14 protein-coding genes and 1 riboswitch are annotated in these 16,930 nt (G+C 71.1%); of the genes, 6 read left to right on the top strand and 8 right to left on the bottom strand.

The window, feature by feature from the left end; translation table 11 throughout:
* Positions 1-57 precede the first annotated feature (57 nt).
* Genes Sp245p_RS20430 through Sp245p_RS20440 form a run of 3 tightly spaced genes read left to right on the top strand, consistent with a single transcriptional unit; the run spans position 58 to position 5,806 of the window.
* Entirely contained in the window at positions 58-1,569 is a 1,512-nt protein-coding gene (locus tag Sp245p_RS20430; RefSeq protein WP_014198106.1) for a bifunctional metallophosphatase/5'-nucleotidase, read from the top strand.
* Entirely contained in the window at positions 1,569-4,610 is a 3,042-nt protein-coding gene (locus Sp245p_RS20435) for a hybrid sensor histidine kinase/response regulator (RefSeq protein WP_246119802.1), read from the top strand. Before Sp245p_RS20430 ends, Sp245p_RS20435 begins: the two co-directional genes overlap by 1 nt.
* Positions 4,607-5,806 (top strand): sensor histidine kinase, encoded by a 1,200-nt coding sequence (locus tag Sp245p_RS20440; RefSeq protein WP_165359987.1) that lies wholly within the window; start codon positions 4,607-4,609, stop codon positions 5,804-5,806. The genes Sp245p_RS20435 and Sp245p_RS20440 overlap by 4 nt, the downstream gene beginning before the upstream one ends.
* A gap of 22 nt (positions 5,807-5,828) precedes the next feature.
* On the opposite strand, the gene Sp245p_RS20450 is transcribed toward Sp245p_RS20440, so the two are convergent.
* The 6 genes from Sp245p_RS20450 to Sp245p_RS20475 form a co-directional block, all read right to left on the bottom strand.
* On the bottom strand, positions 5,829-6,542 hold the full coding sequence (locus tag Sp245p_RS20450) for a DUF6925 family protein (RefSeq protein WP_014198110.1): 714 nt from the start codon (positions 6,540-6,542) through the stop codon (positions 5,829-5,831).
* A complete protein-coding gene (locus tag Sp245p_RS20455; protein WP_052584393.1) occupies positions 6,542-7,342 on the bottom strand; it encodes an ABC transporter ATP-binding protein in 801 nt (266 codons plus the stop codon). The genes Sp245p_RS20450 and Sp245p_RS20455 overlap by 1 nt, the downstream gene beginning before the upstream one ends.
* A complete protein-coding gene (locus tag Sp245p_RS20460) occupies positions 7,342-8,361 on the bottom strand; it encodes a FecCD family ABC transporter permease (RefSeq protein WP_014198112.1) in 1,020 nt (339 codons plus the stop codon). The genes Sp245p_RS20455 and Sp245p_RS20460 overlap by 1 nt, the downstream gene beginning before the upstream one ends.
* Entirely contained in the window at positions 8,358-9,218 is an 861-nt protein-coding gene (locus Sp245p_RS20465) for an ABC transporter substrate-binding protein (protein ID WP_014198113.1), read from the bottom strand. The genes Sp245p_RS20460 and Sp245p_RS20465 overlap by 4 nt, the downstream gene beginning before the upstream one ends.
* Positions 9,215-11,143, bottom strand: coding sequence for a TonB-dependent receptor plug domain-containing protein (locus Sp245p_RS20470; protein ID WP_014198114.1), 1,929 nt, complete (start codon positions 11,141-11,143; stop codon positions 9,215-9,217). Before Sp245p_RS20470 ends, Sp245p_RS20465 begins: the two co-directional genes overlap by 4 nt.
* A 116-nt stretch (positions 11,144-11,259) precedes the next feature.
* Positions 11,260-11,478, bottom strand: a riboswitch (cobalamin riboswitch).
* Between the two features lie 54 nt (positions 11,479-11,532).
* On the bottom strand, positions 11,533-11,991 hold the full coding sequence (locus tag Sp245p_RS20475; protein ID WP_014198115.1) for a hypothetical protein: 459 nt from the start codon (positions 11,989-11,991) through the stop codon (positions 11,533-11,535).
* Between the two features lie 660 nt (positions 11,992-12,651).
* Between Sp245p_RS20475 and Sp245p_RS20480 the strand changes: the two genes are divergently transcribed.
* Positions 12,652-13,698, top strand: coding sequence for a TerC family protein (locus Sp245p_RS20480; protein ID WP_014198116.1), 1,047 nt, complete (start codon positions 12,652-12,654; stop codon positions 13,696-13,698).
* A 198-nt stretch (positions 13,699-13,896) separates the two neighbouring features.
* Entirely contained in the window at positions 13,897-14,676 is a 780-nt protein-coding gene (locus Sp245p_RS20485; protein ID WP_014198117.1) for a hypothetical protein, read from the top strand.
* A gap of 18 nt (positions 14,677-14,694) precedes the next feature.
* Here Sp245p_RS20485 and Sp245p_RS20490 read toward each other — a convergent pair whose 3' ends face one another.
* Both Sp245p_RS20490 and Sp245p_RS20495 read right to left on the bottom strand, forming a co-directional pair.
* Entirely contained in the window at positions 14,695-15,291 is a 597-nt protein-coding gene (locus Sp245p_RS20490) for a hypothetical protein (protein ID WP_014198118.1), read from the bottom strand.
* Positions 15,288-16,106, bottom strand: coding sequence for a hypothetical protein (locus Sp245p_RS20495; RefSeq protein WP_014198119.1), 819 nt, complete (start codon positions 16,104-16,106; stop codon positions 15,288-15,290). Before Sp245p_RS20495 ends, Sp245p_RS20490 begins: the two co-directional genes overlap by 4 nt.
* A gap of 337 nt (positions 16,107-16,443) precedes the next feature.
* On the opposite strand from Sp245p_RS20495, the gene Sp245p_RS20500 reads away from it, so the two are divergent.
* On the top strand, positions 16,444-16,863 hold the full coding sequence (locus Sp245p_RS20500) for a CopG family transcriptional regulator (RefSeq protein WP_014198121.1): 420 nt from the start codon (positions 16,444-16,446) through the stop codon (positions 16,861-16,863).
* The last annotated feature ends 67 nt before the right edge of the window (positions 16,864-16,930 follow it).

The following is a 16,930-nucleotide window of genomic DNA, read 5'->3' on the forward strand; positions in this document are numbered from 1 at the left end:
TGCCCGAATACGGGAAGAACCATTTTGAAGGAACAGGGATGGCAGGAGGGGGCAACCATGCCGAATCGCGGCAATGGTGGGGTGGGGCGTTTTTCCGGCTGGCGTGCCGTCCTGGCCGCCTGCGCCGTCGCGGCGCTCGGCGCCGTCGCGCCGGCCGCGTCGGCGGCGGAGCTGTCGATCGTCTTCACCTCGACGATGGCCGACATCGAGCCGGTGGAGGGCGAGGGCGGCCTCGCCAACCTCGCCACGCTGCTGCGCACCAAGCGGGCGGAGGGCAACACGCTGTTCCTGCACGGCGGCGCGTCGCTGACCGCGGGCGTCCTGTCCACCTTCGACCGCGGCGCCCACATGATCGACCTGCTGAACGAGCTTCAGCCCGACATGATGGCGGTGACCAAGCGCGACCTCGGCTTCGGCAAGGACGAGCTGACCCTGCGCAGCTACGAGGCGCGCTTCCCCTTCGTCAGCGCCACCACCATCGACCGCAACACCGGCAAGGTGATGGAGGGGCTGGAGCCGTCGGCGCTGCTCGACACGCCGGTGGGCAGGATCGGCGTGGTCTCGGCGATCTCGCCGGACCTGACGGTCCAGTACATCGTGCCGGACATCGAGGTGCGCCCGCCCGCCATGATCGCGGCGGAGGCCCGCGCCCTGCGCGCGCAGGGGGCCGACTATGTGGTCGCCATCCTGGACAACGCCCCGGAGGCGGTGGAGGCTCTGCGCGGCGAGCCCGCCATCGACGCGCTGCTCCAGCTCTCCGCCACCGGCAAGGACGTCTTGGAGGCCGATAAGGGCAAGCTCTTCGGCGTCCATGTCAACGTGAAGGGATCGGCCTTCGTCCTGCGGCTGGACGGCGACGGCAAGGCGCCGCCCGCGCTGGCCGGCGCCGCCATCGTGCCGCTCGCGGGGCTGCCGCCGGACCCGGCGATGGAAAAGCGGGTCGGCGTCTATTTGGCCCGTCTGTCGGAGCTGCTGGACATCACCATCGGGACGACGGCGACCCCGCTCGACACCCGCCGCGCCGCGGTGCGCACCGGCGAGAACGCCTTCGCCTCGCTGATCGCCGACGCCATGCGCGGCCATTTCAACACCGACGCGGCCTTCATCAACGGCGGCAACATCCGCGGCAACCGCCAGTACGAGGCGGGGACGGTGCTGACCCGCCGCGACATCCAGCGCGAACTGCCCTTCCGCGACACCATCATCGCCGTCACCCTTCCCGGCAAGGCCCTGCGCGAGGCGCTGGAGGTCAGCGCCGCCGGGGTGGAGAACCAGAAGGGCAGCTTCCTCCACCCGTCCAACATGGCGGTGGTCTACGACCTGAAGCAGCCGGCGGGCAGCCGCGTCGTCTCCGTCACGGTGGGCGGCAAGCCGCTCGACCCGGACGCCCGCTATTCGGTCGCCCTGCCCAACTATCTGGCCCAGGGCGGCGACGGCTACGGCATGCTGAAGTCGCCCGGCGCTTCCTCAGGAGCCAGCGGCAAGCTGCTGTGGGAGATCATGGCCCAACATCTGACCGACCGCGGGACGGTGTCGCCCCGCATCGACGGCCGCATCACCGAGCGTTGATGACGACGGAGCCCGCCACGACCGCGCCGGTCCCGCGCGCGCCCTTCCGGGGCGGCGTCGGGCGGCGCGTCGGGCTGGGCCTGCTGGTGATGGTGGGTGTGCTGCTGGGCGTGTCGGGTGCCGCGCTCTACGACCTCGCGCAGTTCCGCCACGCCCTGTCGGACCTGTCCAACGGGGCGCTGCCGCGCATCACCACCGGGGCGGTGCTGAACGGCGGCCTGCAGCAGGTGCTGTCGCAGGCAACCCGGCTGGGCGGTGCGACCAGCCACCCCGAACGGCGGGTCACCCTGGCCGAGCTGACGGCCAACCTGACGGCGGTCACCCGGTCGGCCCAGGCCCTGTCGGACATCGAGGGCGGCGCCACGCTGGCCGGCGTCCTGGGGACGCTCGTCCCGACGCTGGCGGACCTCGACCGGCTGGTCGCCGAGCGCATCGACGCGGCGGCGCGCAGCGACGACGCGCTGGACGAGACCCGCCGCCTGTCGGCGGAGGCCGGCGCGCTGGTCGCCGCCGTGCTGCCGACCCTGCCGCCGGACCGGCTGGGGCCGCTGACCGCCTGGACCAACACGGTCAACCGTGTCCTGAACGAAAGCACCCACGCCGGCAACAGCCGCTTCCAGCGCGAGATCGCGCGCGCCCAGCGGGACGCGGCGGCGGCGCTGTCGGCCCTGCCGGCGCTCCACGCCGGGCTGCCGCCCGAACAGGCGGAACGCTTCGCCGCCCTGCACCGCCGGCTGGAGACGGCTCTGCTCGGCCCCTCCGGCCTGCTGCCCAGCCTGATGGAGCGGCAGGCGGCCATCGCCCGCAGCAAGGCGCTGACCAACCAAGTGCTGGTGATGGTCGAGGAGGTCGTGAAGATCGCCCACGCGCTGTTCGAACGGATCAACGCGGCGGCGGCGGACGAGGCGGACGGCCTGTCCGAACTGGCCGCGACGCAGAACCGCATCCTGGTCGGGCTGGGGGCGCTGGGCTTCCTGGTGGCGCTCGGTGTGTATCTGTACCTGCGCCGCTTCCTGACCCTGCGTCTGGTCCGGCTGAACGACGCGGTGCTCGACCGGGTGGAGGGGCGGGAGACGCCGCTGCCCGATGGCGGCACCGATGAGATCGCCACCATCTCCCGCTCGATCCGCCACTTCCTCGACGAGATCGCGCGCCGCCAGCAGCAGGTGGAGGAGGCCCGCCGCCGCGCCGAGGAGGCGTCGCGCGCCAAGGGCGATTTCCTGGCGAACATGAGCCACGAGATCCGCACGCCGATGAACGCCATCCTCGGCCTCAGCCACCTCGCCCTGCGCGCCGGGCCGCCGCCGCGCCAGCGCGGCTACCTGACGCGGATCCGCGCCTCGGCAACCGCGCTGCTGGGGATCATCAACGACATCCTCGACGTCTCGAAGATCGAGGCGGGGATGCTGACGCTGGAGCGCGTGCCCTTCGACCTGTCCGCCGTGCTCGACATGGTGGCCGGCACCGCCGCCCTGTCCGCCGAGGAGAAGGGGCTGGTGCTGCGGCTGGAGGTCGCCCCGGACGTGCCCACCGCCCTGCTGGGCGACCCGCTGCGGCTGGGGCAGGTGCTCCTCAACCTCGTCAACAACGCGGTGAAGTTCACCGAGAGCGGCAGCGTGGTACTCGGCGTGGCCGCCGCGCCGCGCGGGACGGAGGATGCGGAGACCGAGCTGCGCTTCGCCGTGCGCGACACCGGCATCGGCATGACGGCGGAGCAGGTGGCCCGCCTGTTCCAGCCCTTCGCCCAGGCCGACAGCTCGACCACCCGCCGCTACGGCGGGACCGGGCTGGGGTTGGCGATCAGCCGGCGGCTGGCCGTCATGATGGGCGGCGGCATCGCCGTGGACAGCGCCCCCGGCCTGGGCAGCACCTTCCGCTTCACGGTCACGGTCGGCGTGCAGGACGGCGCCGCGACGGCGCTGCCCGCCGCTTTGGCCGATCCGGGGCTTGCTGCGGGCTTGCGGGTGGACGAGCCGCTGCGCGGCCTGCGCGTGCTGGTCGCCGACGACAACGCTGTGAACCGGCTGGTCGCGCGCGAGCTGCTGGAGGACGCCGGGCTGGTCGTCACCGCGGTCGGCAGCGGCGGGGAGGCGGTGCGGCTGGCGCTGGAGCCGGGGGCGGGCTACGCCGCGCTGCTCACCGACGTCCAGATGCCGGACATGGACGGCTTCGCGGTGGCGCGGGCGATCCGCCGCCAGTGCGGCCCCGACCGCCTGCCGATCATCGCCATGACCGCCCACGCCTTGGAGGAGGAGCGGCGGCGCTGTCTGGACGCCGGCATGGACGACCACATCGCCAAGCCGGTGGAGCCGCACCGCCTCGTCGCCGTGCTGAATCGCTGGCTGAAGCCGTTCGGGCGGCGGGAGGCCTTGCTGGTTGCCAAGGCCGCGGAGATGGATGCCGTGCTTCCTGACGGCTTGGAGGGGTTCGACCTCGCCCCGGCGCTGGCGCGGATGAACGGGCGGGCGCGCACGCTGCGCCGGGCGATCCTCGACTTTCTCGACCGCTACGGCGACGCGCCGGTCCGGCTGGAGCATCTGCGCAGCGCGGGAGACGGACCGGCGCTGGAACGCTTCGCCCATGGGGTGCGCGGCAGCGCCGGAACGGTCGGCGCGATGGCCGCCAGCGCCGCCGCCGCGGCGCTGGAGCTGGCGGCGCGCGAGGAGCGGTGGGAGGTGATCCCAGGGCTCGTGGCCGATCTGTCCGCCGCCCTCGGTCCCGCGCTGGCTTCGGCGGAAACGCTGCGCGCCGCGGAGATCGCCGTGGAGGTCGTGCCGGAAATCCCGGCGGTTCCTCTCGTCGACCCGGACACGCTGGACGAGGCGCTGCGCGCGCTGGAGGAGGCGTTGCGCAGCGGCAGCCTGTCGGCGGCGGCCCGCTTCGACGCTCTGCGTGGCCTGCTGGCCGGGCGCGGCCATGACGAGGCGATGGACAAGATGGGGCGGGCCGTGGAAGCGTTGGATTTCGCTGCGGCCCGCGCGGCGCTGGAACGGCTCACCGCCGCATGGATCAGGGAACGGGACCGGGAGACGACGCCGTGAGCGGTGGTCACATTCTGATCGTCGATGACGACACGGCCAACATCCGCGCGCTGGCCAGCGTGCTGGAGGACCGGCACGAGGTGCGTTTCGCGACCTCCGGCCGCCGCGCGCTGGAGCTGGCCTCCGCCGACCCGCCGGAGCTGGTGCTGCTCGACGTGATGATGCCGGGGCTGGACGGCTACGCGGTGTGCCGGCTGCTGAAGACCGACCCGGCCACCGCCGACGTCCCGGTGATCTTCATCACCTCGCTGTCCAGCCCGGAGGAGGAGGCCTTCGGGCTGGAGACCGGAGCCGTCGATTACGTGACCAAGCCCTTCAGCCCGGCCATCGTGCGCGCCCGCGTCGCCACCCACCTGTCGCTGCGCCGGGCCAACCGCAGCCTGAAGGACGAGAACGAGCATCTGGAGGCGCTGGTCCGCGAGCGCACGCGCAAGCTGGCCCAGGCCCAGCGCGAGAAGATGGCGGCGCTGCGCCAGATGGTCGCCGGCGTGGCCCACGAGATCAACACGCCCATCGGCGTGGCGCTGGGCAGCGCGTCGCACCTCGGCGACCGGGTCGCCGCGATGACGGAGCGGCTGGCCGCCAACCAGCTCCGCCGCGCCGAGCTGGAGCGCTTCCTGGCGAGCGCCGGGGAGCTGGCCGCCCTGCTGTCCGGCACCATCGCCCGCGCCGGGGAGATCGTGCGCTGCTTCAAGGGGGTGGCGGCGGACCACGGCGGGCTGCGCCAGACCATCGCGCTGAGGCCCTTCCTGGAGCAGGTGACGGAGAGCCTGCGTCCGCAGTGGGAGCCGCTGGGGCATCGCATGGCCGTGGACTGCCCCGCCGACCTGCGCATGGTCAGCAACCCGGCGATCCTGTCCGCGGTCCTGGAGCAGCTCGTCCGCAACGCGCTGGAGCACGCCTTCCCGGGTGGGCGGAACGGGCTGGTGACGGTCGGGGCCGCGGCGTCGGGGCCGGAGACGGTTTTGCTGTCCGTCGCCGATGACGGGGCCGGCATCGCGGAGGGGACCGCCGGGCGCATCCTGGAGCCCTTCTTCACCACCCGCCGCGGCACCGGCTCGGTCGGGCTCGGCCTGAACATCGTGGACAATCTGGCGTCGGACCGGCTGGGCGGGTCCTTCACCATCGCCTCGCGCACCGGCGGCGGTACCCTGGCGACCCTGCACCTGCCCGCCCGCACCCCGCCGGATCTGTGAGCCGGGGTGCGGCGGCGGGATTTCAGCCCCCAAGACCCTCCCACGCAGCAAAGGACCCGGCGGGCGGGGACAGGTACAGGCTGGGCACCCAGCCGTCGGGAATCGGGACGGTCGCCGCGTGGGTCCGGCCGTGGGCCAGCAGCTTCGGCAGGACGTGGGTGTGCGGACCCTCCGGGCTGCGGCCGTCGGGCGGCGGGATCGGCTGGCTGACCTCGATCCGGCCGAACGGGCCGATGAAGACGCGGTCGGGGCTGAGCGCCGGCAGGTCGGGCGGCAGGGGATTGCCCGGCGCCAGAAGCTCCGTCCCGACCACCGCGCGCAGGCGGGCGATGGTGGCGGGGTCGGCGCTGCGCACGCAGACGTCGGTCTGGAAGACGTTCAGCCCGAGGTCGAACAGCCGGGCGTCGCGGTCCGCCCCGGCGATCGCCTCGCGGTCGGGACCCAGCTCGGTCACCACGCGGCGCCGGTTCATCGCGGCGACGTGACGGGGCAGGCAGAGGGCCACGGCGAGGCTGCCGTTGCGTGTTCGGTAGGGCACCGCGCGGATGGCCGGTGTGGGGCGCAGGCGCAGCCCGCCGCGGGCGGTCCGCGCCTCCAGCTCCGGGCCGTCGTCGCGCAGGGCGACGGGTTCGTCCGGGTCGCGGACGAACTCCGCGATGGCGCCGAACGCGCCGAGGCTCCAGCCGGTGGCCGGGTCGTTCAGCGCGTCGCGCAGCAGGGAAGACAGGTCGCTCATCAAGGCGTCTCCGGTTGGCGAGTCGGGGATGGCAGGGCGTGCCAGGGAAGCAGGAAGGGTTCGCCGCCGGCCTCGCCCCGGTGGACGGCGATGCCGTAGGCGGCGCGCAGGTGGGCGTCGGTGAGCACCCGCGCGGGCGGTCCGTCGGCCAGCACGCCGCCGCCCGACAGCAGGATCAGCCGGTCGCAGAAGCGGGCGGCCAGAGTCAGGTCGTGCAACACCGCCACCACGCCGCTCCCCCGGCGGGCGGTGTCGCGCAGCAGCGCCATGCAGGCGAGCTGGTGGCCGGGATCGAGCGCGGCGACCGGCTCGTCGGCCAACAGGACGGGCGCTTCGGTCGCCAGGGCGCGGGCGAGCAGGACGCGCATCCGCTCGCCCCCCGACAGGGTGCCGACGATCCGCCCGCGCAGGTGGGCGGCGTCGGCGGTGGCGAGCGCCCGCTCCACCGCCGCGCGGTCCGCCGCGGTGATTCCGCCCAGCGCGCCGCGGTGGGGCAGCCGACCCAGCAGGACCAGTGCCTCGGCGCGCAGCGGCCAATGCACCGGGCCGCTCTGCGGCAGATAGGCGATGCCGCGGGCGAGCGCCCGGCGTCCGACTTGTGCCGCGGACTTTCCATCGAAGGTGACGCGGCCCGCCGCCGGCTCGGCGAGACCGGCGAGGAGGCGCAGCAGGGTGGTCTTGCCGGCGCCGTTCGGGCCGATCAGCCCGGTGAAGGCGCCGGGCTCGATGGCGAGGCTGACGTCGGTCAGGATGGTCCGCCCGCCGGCTTTGGCCGAGAGGCCGTGGGTTTCGATGCGCATCACGTCTCCTCCCGCCGCAGCCGGGCGATCAGGACGATCAGGAAGGGCGCCCCGATCAGGGCGGTAACCACGCCCAGCTTCAGTTCGGGCCGCGTCGGCAGCAGCCGGACCGCGATGTCCGCGGCCAGGGTCAGGCACGCCCCGGCGAGGCCCGCCAGCAGCAGCAGCCGTCCCGGCCGCGCCCCGGCCAGCGGGCGCATCAGGTGCGGCGCCACCAGCCCGACGAAGCCCACGGCGCCGGTGACCGACACCGCGCTGCCCACCGCCAGCGCCGCCCCGGCGATCAGCCGGACGCGCAGCCCGGTGAGGTCGAAGCCCAGGCTGCGCGCCGCGTCCTCTCCCAGGGTCAGCGCGTCGAGCGCGCGGGCGCCGGACAGGCAGAGCGCCCAGCCCGCCAGCATCGGCGGCAGGACGAGCCAGAGCTGGTCGGTGCCGCGGTCGGCCAGCGACCCCATCAGCCAGAACACGATCTCCAGCGCCGCGTAGGGGTTGGGGGCGAGGTTGAGGGCCAGCGCGGTCAGCGACCCGGCGAGGCTGTTGATGGCGATGCCGCCGATGACCAGCGCCGTCGTTCCGGCCCCCCGCGCCGCCATCAGGTTCAGCAGCACCGCGGCGGTGGCCGCTCCGGCCATGCCGCCGAGCGGCAGGGCCAGCGACAGCGCGGCGGACAGGCCGCTGTAGAAGACGATCACCGCGCCCAGCGCCGCGGCGCTCGACACGCCGACCAGCCCCGGTTCGGCCAGCGGGTTGCGCAGCCAGCCCTGCATCGCCGCCCCGGTCAGCCCCAGGCTGAAGCCGACCAGCAGGCCGATCAGGGCGCGCGGCAGGCGCAATTCGGCCAGCACCAGCGCCCCCAGGGTGGGGCGCCCGGCGAGCCAGTCGGACAGGGCGACGCCCAGGTCGAACGGCACATAGCCGACCGCCGCCGACACCGCGCAGAGCGCCAGTGCCAGACCCGTCAGCCCGGCGACCAGGGCGGGGTAGGGGATGCGGGACTCCCACGTTGCGGCAGCCGTCATGGCAGGGCCTCCCGCGCGGCAGCCAGCCGTTCCGCGGCCTCGGCGATCTGCGGGCCGGGGCAGGTCCACAGGCGGGAGGGCAGCGACACGGTGCGGACCTGACGTTTCAAGGCCTTCAGGGCCGGGTGGTGCAGCAGGGCGCCGGCCAGCGACGGCGGCGCGTCGGGTGCGGCGTCGACGATCAGCACGTCCGCCCCGCCCAGAATGATGGCCTCAAGCGGCAGGGCGCCCTGGCTGCCCAGCGGCAGGCGGTCGGCCATGTTCTCCAGCCCGGCGCGGGTCAGGAGTTCGTCGACCAGCGACCCGGACCCGGCGACGAAACCGTTGGGGCGCAGCACCACCGCGGTCGGGCGCGGACCCGGCGCCGCGGCGGGCAGGGCGTCGAGGCGGGAGAGCAGGTCGGCGACCAGCGCCTCCCCCCGGTCCGGCTCGCCGACGGCGCGGGCGAGGCCGCGGATCTGCTCCGCCACCCCCGCCACGCTCTGCGGGACGTCCAGCTCCAGCAGCGGGGCGTCCAGCCGCGTCAGCAGCCCGACCGCGACCCGCGTGGTGTAGCGCCCGGCGACGATCAGGTCGGGGTTGAGCGGCAGGATCTGCTCCGCCGTCCCGTGGTTGACCGGCACCCGCAACGCCAGCGCCGCGACGGTGGAGGCGCGGGGATCGCGCGCCAGCCACGTCACCGCGGCGAGGCGCTCCGGCCCGACCAGCCGCAACAGCAGCTCGTCGGCGCAGAGATTTAGGGAGACGATGCGCTGTGGTTTGCTGGGCGGCTTTGCGGGCGGCGCCTCCCACGCCGCCGCCGGCCCTCCCGCGATCAGCAGGAGGGCGGCGGCCAGCCCGACAAAGGTGGGCCTCACAGCGACAGCCGCAGCCCGAGATACCCGGCCCGTCCCGGCGCGCCGTAGGTCCAGACCTCCTGATACCGGCGGTCGAACAGGTTCTCCACGCGCCCGAAGAGTTCGACTCCTTCGGACAGCGCGTAGGAGCCGGCCATGTTGACCAGCGTGTAGGGCGCGAGATTCACGACCTGCCGGTTGTAGAAGGGATCGTAGGCCCAGTCGCTGGACCGCCCGTTGTAGACGACGCCGAGGTTGGCGTTCGCCCGGTCCTCCAGGAAGCGGTGGTTGACGGTCAGGCTGGCGAGCTGCTTGGGCCGGCGCACCAGTTCCACCCCCGTGGAATCCTCGCCGTCGGTCCAGGTGTAGGAACCGCGGATGGTCAGCCGGTCGACCGGCTCCACCGACAGGCCAAGTTCGAAGCCGCGGATGTGGGACTCGCCCGGCATGTTGACGGAGGTCCGCCCGGTGCCGGTGATGAGGTCGCGGATGCGCTGGTCGAACCACGTGCCGTCCACGGAGGCCCGCGTGCCCCACAGCGCCTGATCGAAGCCGGCGTCCCAGCCGCGCGCCCGTTCCGGCTTCAGGTTCGGGTTGCCGGCGTAGGTGGCGGTGTAGCCGTACAGCTCGAACAGGGTCGGATTCTTGACGCCGGTGCCGTAGGAGGCGCGCAGCTTCGTCCCGCTCTCTTCGATCAGATAGGCCGCCGTGGTGCGCCATGTGGTGGCGTCGCGGAACAGGTCGTTCGCGTCGTGGCGGACGCTGCCGGTCAGGGTCAGCCGGTCGAACAGCCCCAGCTTGTACTGGCCCACCAGCCCGGTGGAGCCGATGGAGCGGTCGAAGCTGGAGAAGCTGCTGCGGCTGATCGCCTTGTCCTCCTCATGCTCCACGGCGGCGGTCAGCACATGGTCGGCGGGGCCGCTGTTCAGAGCGAGGTTGGTCTGATAGTCGGCCTTGGTCTTGCGCCCGTCGTAGCGGCTGGTCACCGTCTTGGCGTCGTCGCGGTAGTCGCGCTGCTGGCGGCCATGGGTCAGGCCGACGATGTGCTCCCACTTTCCGTCGAGAAGGGCGATCTTGCCCTGGAGGCGCCCGAAATACTGCTCTCCGGCGGTGCTGGTCCCGTCATCGACGGCGCCGCGCCCGCCGACGAAGCCGTCGGTGTCGGTGCGGAAGCGGGTGTAGCGGCCGGTCACCGCGATCTCGCTGTGCTCGGTCGGGCGGACGGCGGCGTTTCCGGTCAGCGTGCCGTTGCGGTAGCCGTCCTTCTCCGGGTTGCCGAGCCGCTTGTCGGCGACCGACACACCGTCGCTGGTGACGCCCTGGCCGCTGAGGAACAGGTCGTAACGGTCGGTCCCGGTGCCGAAGGAGGCCCGCCCGGCGGCGGTGCCGAAGGACCCGCCCTCGACGGCGGCGCCGAACCGGGGGGCGCCGGCGCCGCGGCGGGTCACGATGTTGACGACGCCGCCGACCGCGTCGGAGCCGTAAAGCGCGCTCTGCGGGCCGCGCAGCACCTCGACGCGTTCCACGTCGCCGGCCAGCAGGTTGGCGAAATCATATTCGGAACCGGCGGCGGGATCGTTCACCTCGATCCCGTCGATCAGGACGAGCGTCTGGTTGCCCTCCGACCCGCGGATGCGGAGCTGGGTCAGGGTGCCCATAGGGCCGGTGCGGTTGACGGCGACGCCGGGCACCGCGCGCAGCGCGTCGGACAGCAGCTGGGTCTGGCGCTGCTCCAGTTCCTCGCGGGTGATGACGGTCAGGGCGCTGCCGGTTTCCTCGGCGGCGGTGGGGACGCGGTTGGCGGTCACCGAGACCGGCGGAAGCGTCGTGATGGTGGTGGAATCGGCGAAGGCCGACGTGGGGAGGGCCGACACGGGAAGGGCAAGGCTTCCCAGAAGGGCGGCGAAGGACGCCGTCCGGTGAAGGCGGGGAACGCGGACACTCATTGAGACCTCGGGCGGGACGCCGGTGGCACGTCACCGCGAACGAAGTCCCCCCGGACGCTCCGCGAACGGACTCCCGGTTCGACGACCTTCGGTGCACCCCGCCCGAACGTGTTCGCGTGTGACCACGACTGACGGCAGGTCTCCTGGCTCGCGGGTTATCGTCTGCCCATCGCCTTCCCAGGATCACGATCCCAGTGGCATTCCGATGGACGACTCGCCGCTTACAGTTGCGGGGGCAGCCTCGGCGTAGAACCCCCGCACGGCCAATCGCCGCGGGGTCCGCACCGTGTTCCCATTTTCAGCCCTTTCGGGCAACCGTCGGGTGCGAAGCTACGCGGGCGGAACGGCTCCGGTCAAGCCGCAATCCGCCCATCCTCGCCCGACCGGTGTCAGAGCGTGGTTCTCGGCCCGACCGCGGACCCATCCGGCACGGGGGGATTCATCTCCTTGCAATTGCCGACGCAATAGGTCTGCGCTTCGATCCGGCCGCCGCAGGATTTGTAGCAATCGTTGTAATCGGAGGAGCAGGTGAGGTTGCTGTAGCAGCTGGGGTTCCGGTCGAAATCGCTGAACGTCTTGATCTTCTTCTTGTCCGCATCCTTGGGCAAGGAACGGAGATAGGCCTGATATTCGCCCTGGGCGCGGGTCGTCGCCTCGGCCCGGCAGGTCTGAACGGCCAGCTCCTTTGCGGATTGGCAGATTGTCTGTGCCTGCTTGCACTGGGCGACACAGAGCTTTCCCGCCTCGCTGACGGGTGGAAAATAGCTTGCGACCGTCTCGAAACGCGGGCCGCAACCAGCCAATCCGGCCGCCAGCAGGCAGCCGAGCAAAATGGAACGCCGCATCATTGTGGGTGTCCTGCCGTGAATTACCGTCAATCGCTACGAACAACCCACCGGTGCGGAATCATCCATGGGCGACACGGAATTCGCAAAGCCGGCTCCCGGACCGGAACGCCGGCAACCCATGGGCGATCAACCGACTGGTGTCGTTGCCTGCGGCCATCGCGCCGATCATGGTCCGGAAAGGACGCGCACCCCTCTTGTCGCCGCGCGGGGGCCTGACTACATGACGGGTGAGGTCCGGGCCCCTCTGGCAGCGTCGCCCGGCGCTGTGATGTCGGACTTCCCATAGAGCCGTCGCTTTGGCGCGGCCTTGCGGAAGCTGGCCCTATCCTCCCCCCTGGGTCCCGCTCCACCACAAGGTCCACCGCCGGACGACGGTCCCCGACGGGCCTTTGGGAGACATCGGCATGGACCGCAGCGAACCAACTTCCTGAACGACCGCCACGCCTCCACGGCAAACGATGGAGGCGGGCGCTCTGGCGCGCCGCGGCAAAGCCGTCGCGCGCGCTTGTCCGTTGACCGCAGACCTTGCGGTCACGATTCCAGTCCGGGCCCCTCTGGCCGATGCGTCCCGCCGTGGCGCATCGGTGATGTCGGACTGCTCATGTGACGATCGACGTCTCCGCTTGCGGGAGCGGAGTGCATGAAGCAAGGGACAGTTCCATGGATCAGATCGTTTTAATGTGGGCCGGCTTCGCCGTCTTCGTTGGCGTGCTTTTGGCCTTTGATCTTGGTGTATTTTCCAAGAAATCCCATGTGATCTCCGGCCGCGAGGCGCTGATGCGCTGCGCGGCCTATTCCACGCTGGCGATGATTTTCGCCGCCGGCGTCTTTCATTTCCAAGGGTCGCAGAAGGGGCTGGAGTTCCTGACCGGCTACCTGATCGAATACAGCCTGAGCGTCGACAACATCTTCGTCATCGCGCTGATCTTCACGCATTTCGCGGTGCCGCCGCAGTACCAGCACCGGGTGCTGTTCTGGGGCATCCTGGGCGCGTTGGTGATGCGCGGCGTGCTGATCGTGGCGGGTACGGCGCTGATCCAGGAATTCCACTGGATCATCTACATCTTCGGTGCCTTCCTGATCTTCAGCGGCATCAAGATGCTGATGTCGGTGGACGACGAGCCGGACATGGAGAACAACCGGATCGTCAAATTCGTCCGCTCCCGCTTCCGCATGACCGACGGCTACGAGGGGCAGAAGTTCTTCGTGATGCGCGACGGCGTGCGGATGATGACGCCGCTGTTCCTCGTGCTGATCCTGATCGAGTTCACCGATCTGGTTTTCGCTGTGGACTCCATCCCGGCGGTCTTCTCGGTGACCACCGACCCGTTCATCGTCTGGACCTCCAACGTCTTCGCCATCCTCGGCCTGCGCGCCCTCTACTTCGCGCTGGCCTCGATCATCCACCGCTTCCATTACCTGAAGTACGGCCTGTCGCTGGTTCTGGTGGTGGTCGGTGCGAAGATGCTGATGATCGACATCTACAAGATGCCGACGGCGGTGGCGCTGGGCATCACGGCCTTCCTGGTCGGCGGTTCCATCGTCTTCTCGATGCTGAAGACCCGCGCCGATGCGGCTCCGGAAGCCGCGGACGGCGAGGCCCGCCGCTGGTGGGTGCCCGGCAGTCCGGCGAAGGGTGCCGGCGGTTCCACGCCGGCCTCCTCCAGCGAGACGGCCGCGGTGTCCTCGGACGGCAAGGGTCAGTAAGGCCTCCGGGCAAAGGGCATCAGGGAAAAGTCGGGGCGTCCGGTCCGGTGGATCGGGCGCCCCGTGCGTTTCCGGGCAAGGGCATCCGCAAAAGTAGTAATACCGGCTGGGCAGCGACGATGATGTGGATGTGCGGGGCGGATCGCGCCCCGCTTGGCGGTTGACGCCAATCCTTTCCAACCCACGGAAGAGACATCCATGTTTGCCAGCACGCGGTTTATCGGCACGCAACCGGCCTCCATCGCCCTTTCCGCTCTCCCCGTCCCGTCGGGACCTTTGTCCGGCCTGCTCCAGGCCGCCCGCGACGAACTCGTCGGTTTGGCGGCCGGCCGGGGAGTGGCGCTCTCCGTCGAGTTCGACATGCCGGCGCTGGTGCGCGTCAACGAGGCGGCGGTGGCCGCGGGCTCCTGGGAGCCGATGCTTCCGGCGGCCCATCCGGCCTGCCGTTCCCTGACGCCGGCCAACGCCTTCTGGATCTGCGGGAGAGCCCCCTCCGGCGACGTGGTCACCGCCCAGGCCGGGCTGCTCTACGATTGCACGACGCAGTCCATCGGCGACCGCTTCAACGCCATGACGGTGTTCTACGACGAGCCCGCCGTGCAGGCTCCGGAGGGCGAATGGTGCACCTGCACGTCCGACACCGCCAACGGCACGCGGGGGCAGGTGGTGTGGACGAACGCGGGATGGACGCGCCCCGATTTCCAGGGCCGCGGCCTGTTCCCGATTTGCCAGCGGGTGAACAAGCTGGCGGCGTGGCTGCTGTGGTCGCCGACCTGGTTCATCTCGGTCGTCGATCCGGACATCGTCCCGGTCTGGGCGGAACGGAAGATGGGGCCGCGCCACATCGACGACGAGCCGGCCATCACCTACAACCAGATCGGCCTGAAGACGCTGCCGATGCACCTCGTGCGCTTCAGCCGCGCGCAGTTCCTGGGCGATCTGGCGCAACTCGCCGCGGACCTCGCCCAGGCGGCCTGAAGGACCGGTCCATCCGGCTCAGGAATCGATCAGCGCCAGCAGGGCCTGACGGCGATGGCCCAGTGACCAGCCGAACAGGAGGTGCCGGTAATTGACGGGCGGCCGGGGAAGTCCGGTGATCACCAGATGGTTGTACACCGGCTCCCCGCCCTCCACCGCCTCCCGGTATTGCGCGTCGATGGCCTGGGCGTAGGCGCCGTGCACGTCTTCGAGATGGGGCTTGCCGATGTTCTGGTCGGCCCAGCGGTCGCCGAAGACCCGGCGGGTCGGCTCGCCGATGTAGCGGAAGCACAGCGGTCCGCCGTCCCGCGCCGTCAGGATGACGCAGCGCGGCAGCAGACCCGTGCTTTTCAGGTCGTCGTGCAGGCCCGGGCCGAAGGTTGGGTGCCGCCTCCACAAGGCGACCATGTCCTGGTGCCAGTCCAGCGCCGTTCGCAAGGGCTGGCGGTGGATGTCGACCTGGGTCTCCGCCGGTTGCTGGGGCGGCGGGCCGCCGCGGCCGCCGCGCAGGATGTTCACCAAGCCACGGGCAAACGGCCAAGCCCCGCGGTGCTTGCCGCTGCGATTCTTCAAGGGAGCGGCCAGTGACGGCGTGATGGGCAAGGCGTCCGTCACTCCCCGACCCCTTTCCTCGGCGACAGAAACTCCGACGCCATCGCCTGATAGATCCGCCGCGCCGCGTCCAGGGCCACGCTCCCCGCCTTGGCCCCGGCGGCGAGCATCCGCTCGGTCGGCTTGCTCGGCAGGGCCTTCGGCATCGCCGCCTCGAAGGCGTCGGCCGCGCTGTCGAAGCGGGCGACGGCTTCCCGCAGCGCCATACGCTCCAGGACCGCCACGGCATCGTTCAGCAGAGGAGCCACCCTGTCGGCGCGGTTCCCCTGGTCGGCCATCGCGGTGCGGCACGCCCGCAATTTGGCGAGAACACCCTCCAAGCCTTGCGCAGGGGTCGCCGCCATGGCGTCCAGGGCCTGATGGAGGTCGACATCCCGTGCGCCGTGCCGGGCCTGCGCCATCGTTTGCACATGCCGTTCCAGGCGGATCAACGCGTGATCGCGGTCAGACGCGGGGAGCGCGGCTGGACCGATGCCCGCATGATCGGCGGCGGATTGAAGCCGGTCGAGGAACAACGCCACGCCCTCCCCGAGGGCCAGGGCCTTGGTGTCCTCGACGATCCCCTCCTGGCAGAGGGCGTGGGCAAGGCGCGCCTCGCGCGCCGTCGTCAAGGGCAGCTGCCGGATCATCAGGCTCGACAATTCGCGGATGCCGCCGTTCAGGAGGTCGAAGGCGTGGGGGCCGCTCGGCGGGTTGGCGACGATGTCGGACATCTGCTCCGCGGCCCGGGTGAACAGAGTGTCGCGCCGATCGAACGCCGTGTTCAGATCAAGAGCGGCGTCCGGCCCGCGGCCGCCGTTCGGTCGTCCAGAGCGCATCCTGCCTGCCTTTCCGTGATCCTGAAGACGATGGCCCGCCAATTCTGGTCTGTCCGCCGCAGGGCACGCCTCAACGGATGGGCGTGGCAGTATTTCACAATGGGGAGTTGTCAACAACCCGTGCGATCCATTGTTCGAGATGGGTGCGTTGAATGAATGCGCATCAAAGCTGCGACCGGGATCGTCGGGACCGGTGTGCCGGTCCGTTGCCTCGCCGCCGACCGAGCATGCCGACGGGGCGTGGACATTTCGTCATCCTGACGATGCTCTCCCCCTTGTTCGGTGCGTCGTCCCCTCCATATACCATCCTAGTGGATGGTGGAAGGATGGTAGTGGGATGTCTGAAAACGCCCGCGATCAAAAGCCGAAGGCTGGGGACAGCGAGAAGATCACGATCAATCTCGGCTATGTCGATCTCGGCCACATCGATCTGCTGGTGCAGGAAGGGTTCTACGCGAACCGCACGGACCTCATCCGCACCGCCATCCGCAACCAGATCGACCGCCATGGCGACGCCTTGCGGCAGGCGGTGACGCGCAAACGCGTCGATCTCGGCCTGCGCCATTACAGCCGCGGTGATCTGGAGGCGGCACGGGATGCCGGGGAGATGCTCGACATCCGTGTCCTCGGGCTGGCCACGATCGCCCAGGACGTCACCCCGGACCTCGCCCGCGCCACCATCGCTTCGATCGCCGTGCTGGGGGCGCTGCACGCCAGCAGCGCCGTCAAGGCGGCCCTTGCGGACCGCATGCGCTGAAGGCGCAAGGCCGCATTTCCGAAAGACGATTTCTGAAAGACGACGGGCGGGGCTGCCCCGCACGCCC

The organism is Azospirillum baldaniorum, from assembly GCF_003119195.2.
Classification (GTDB): domain Bacteria; phylum Pseudomonadota; class Alphaproteobacteria; order Azospirillales; family Azospirillaceae; genus Azospirillum; species Azospirillum baldaniorum.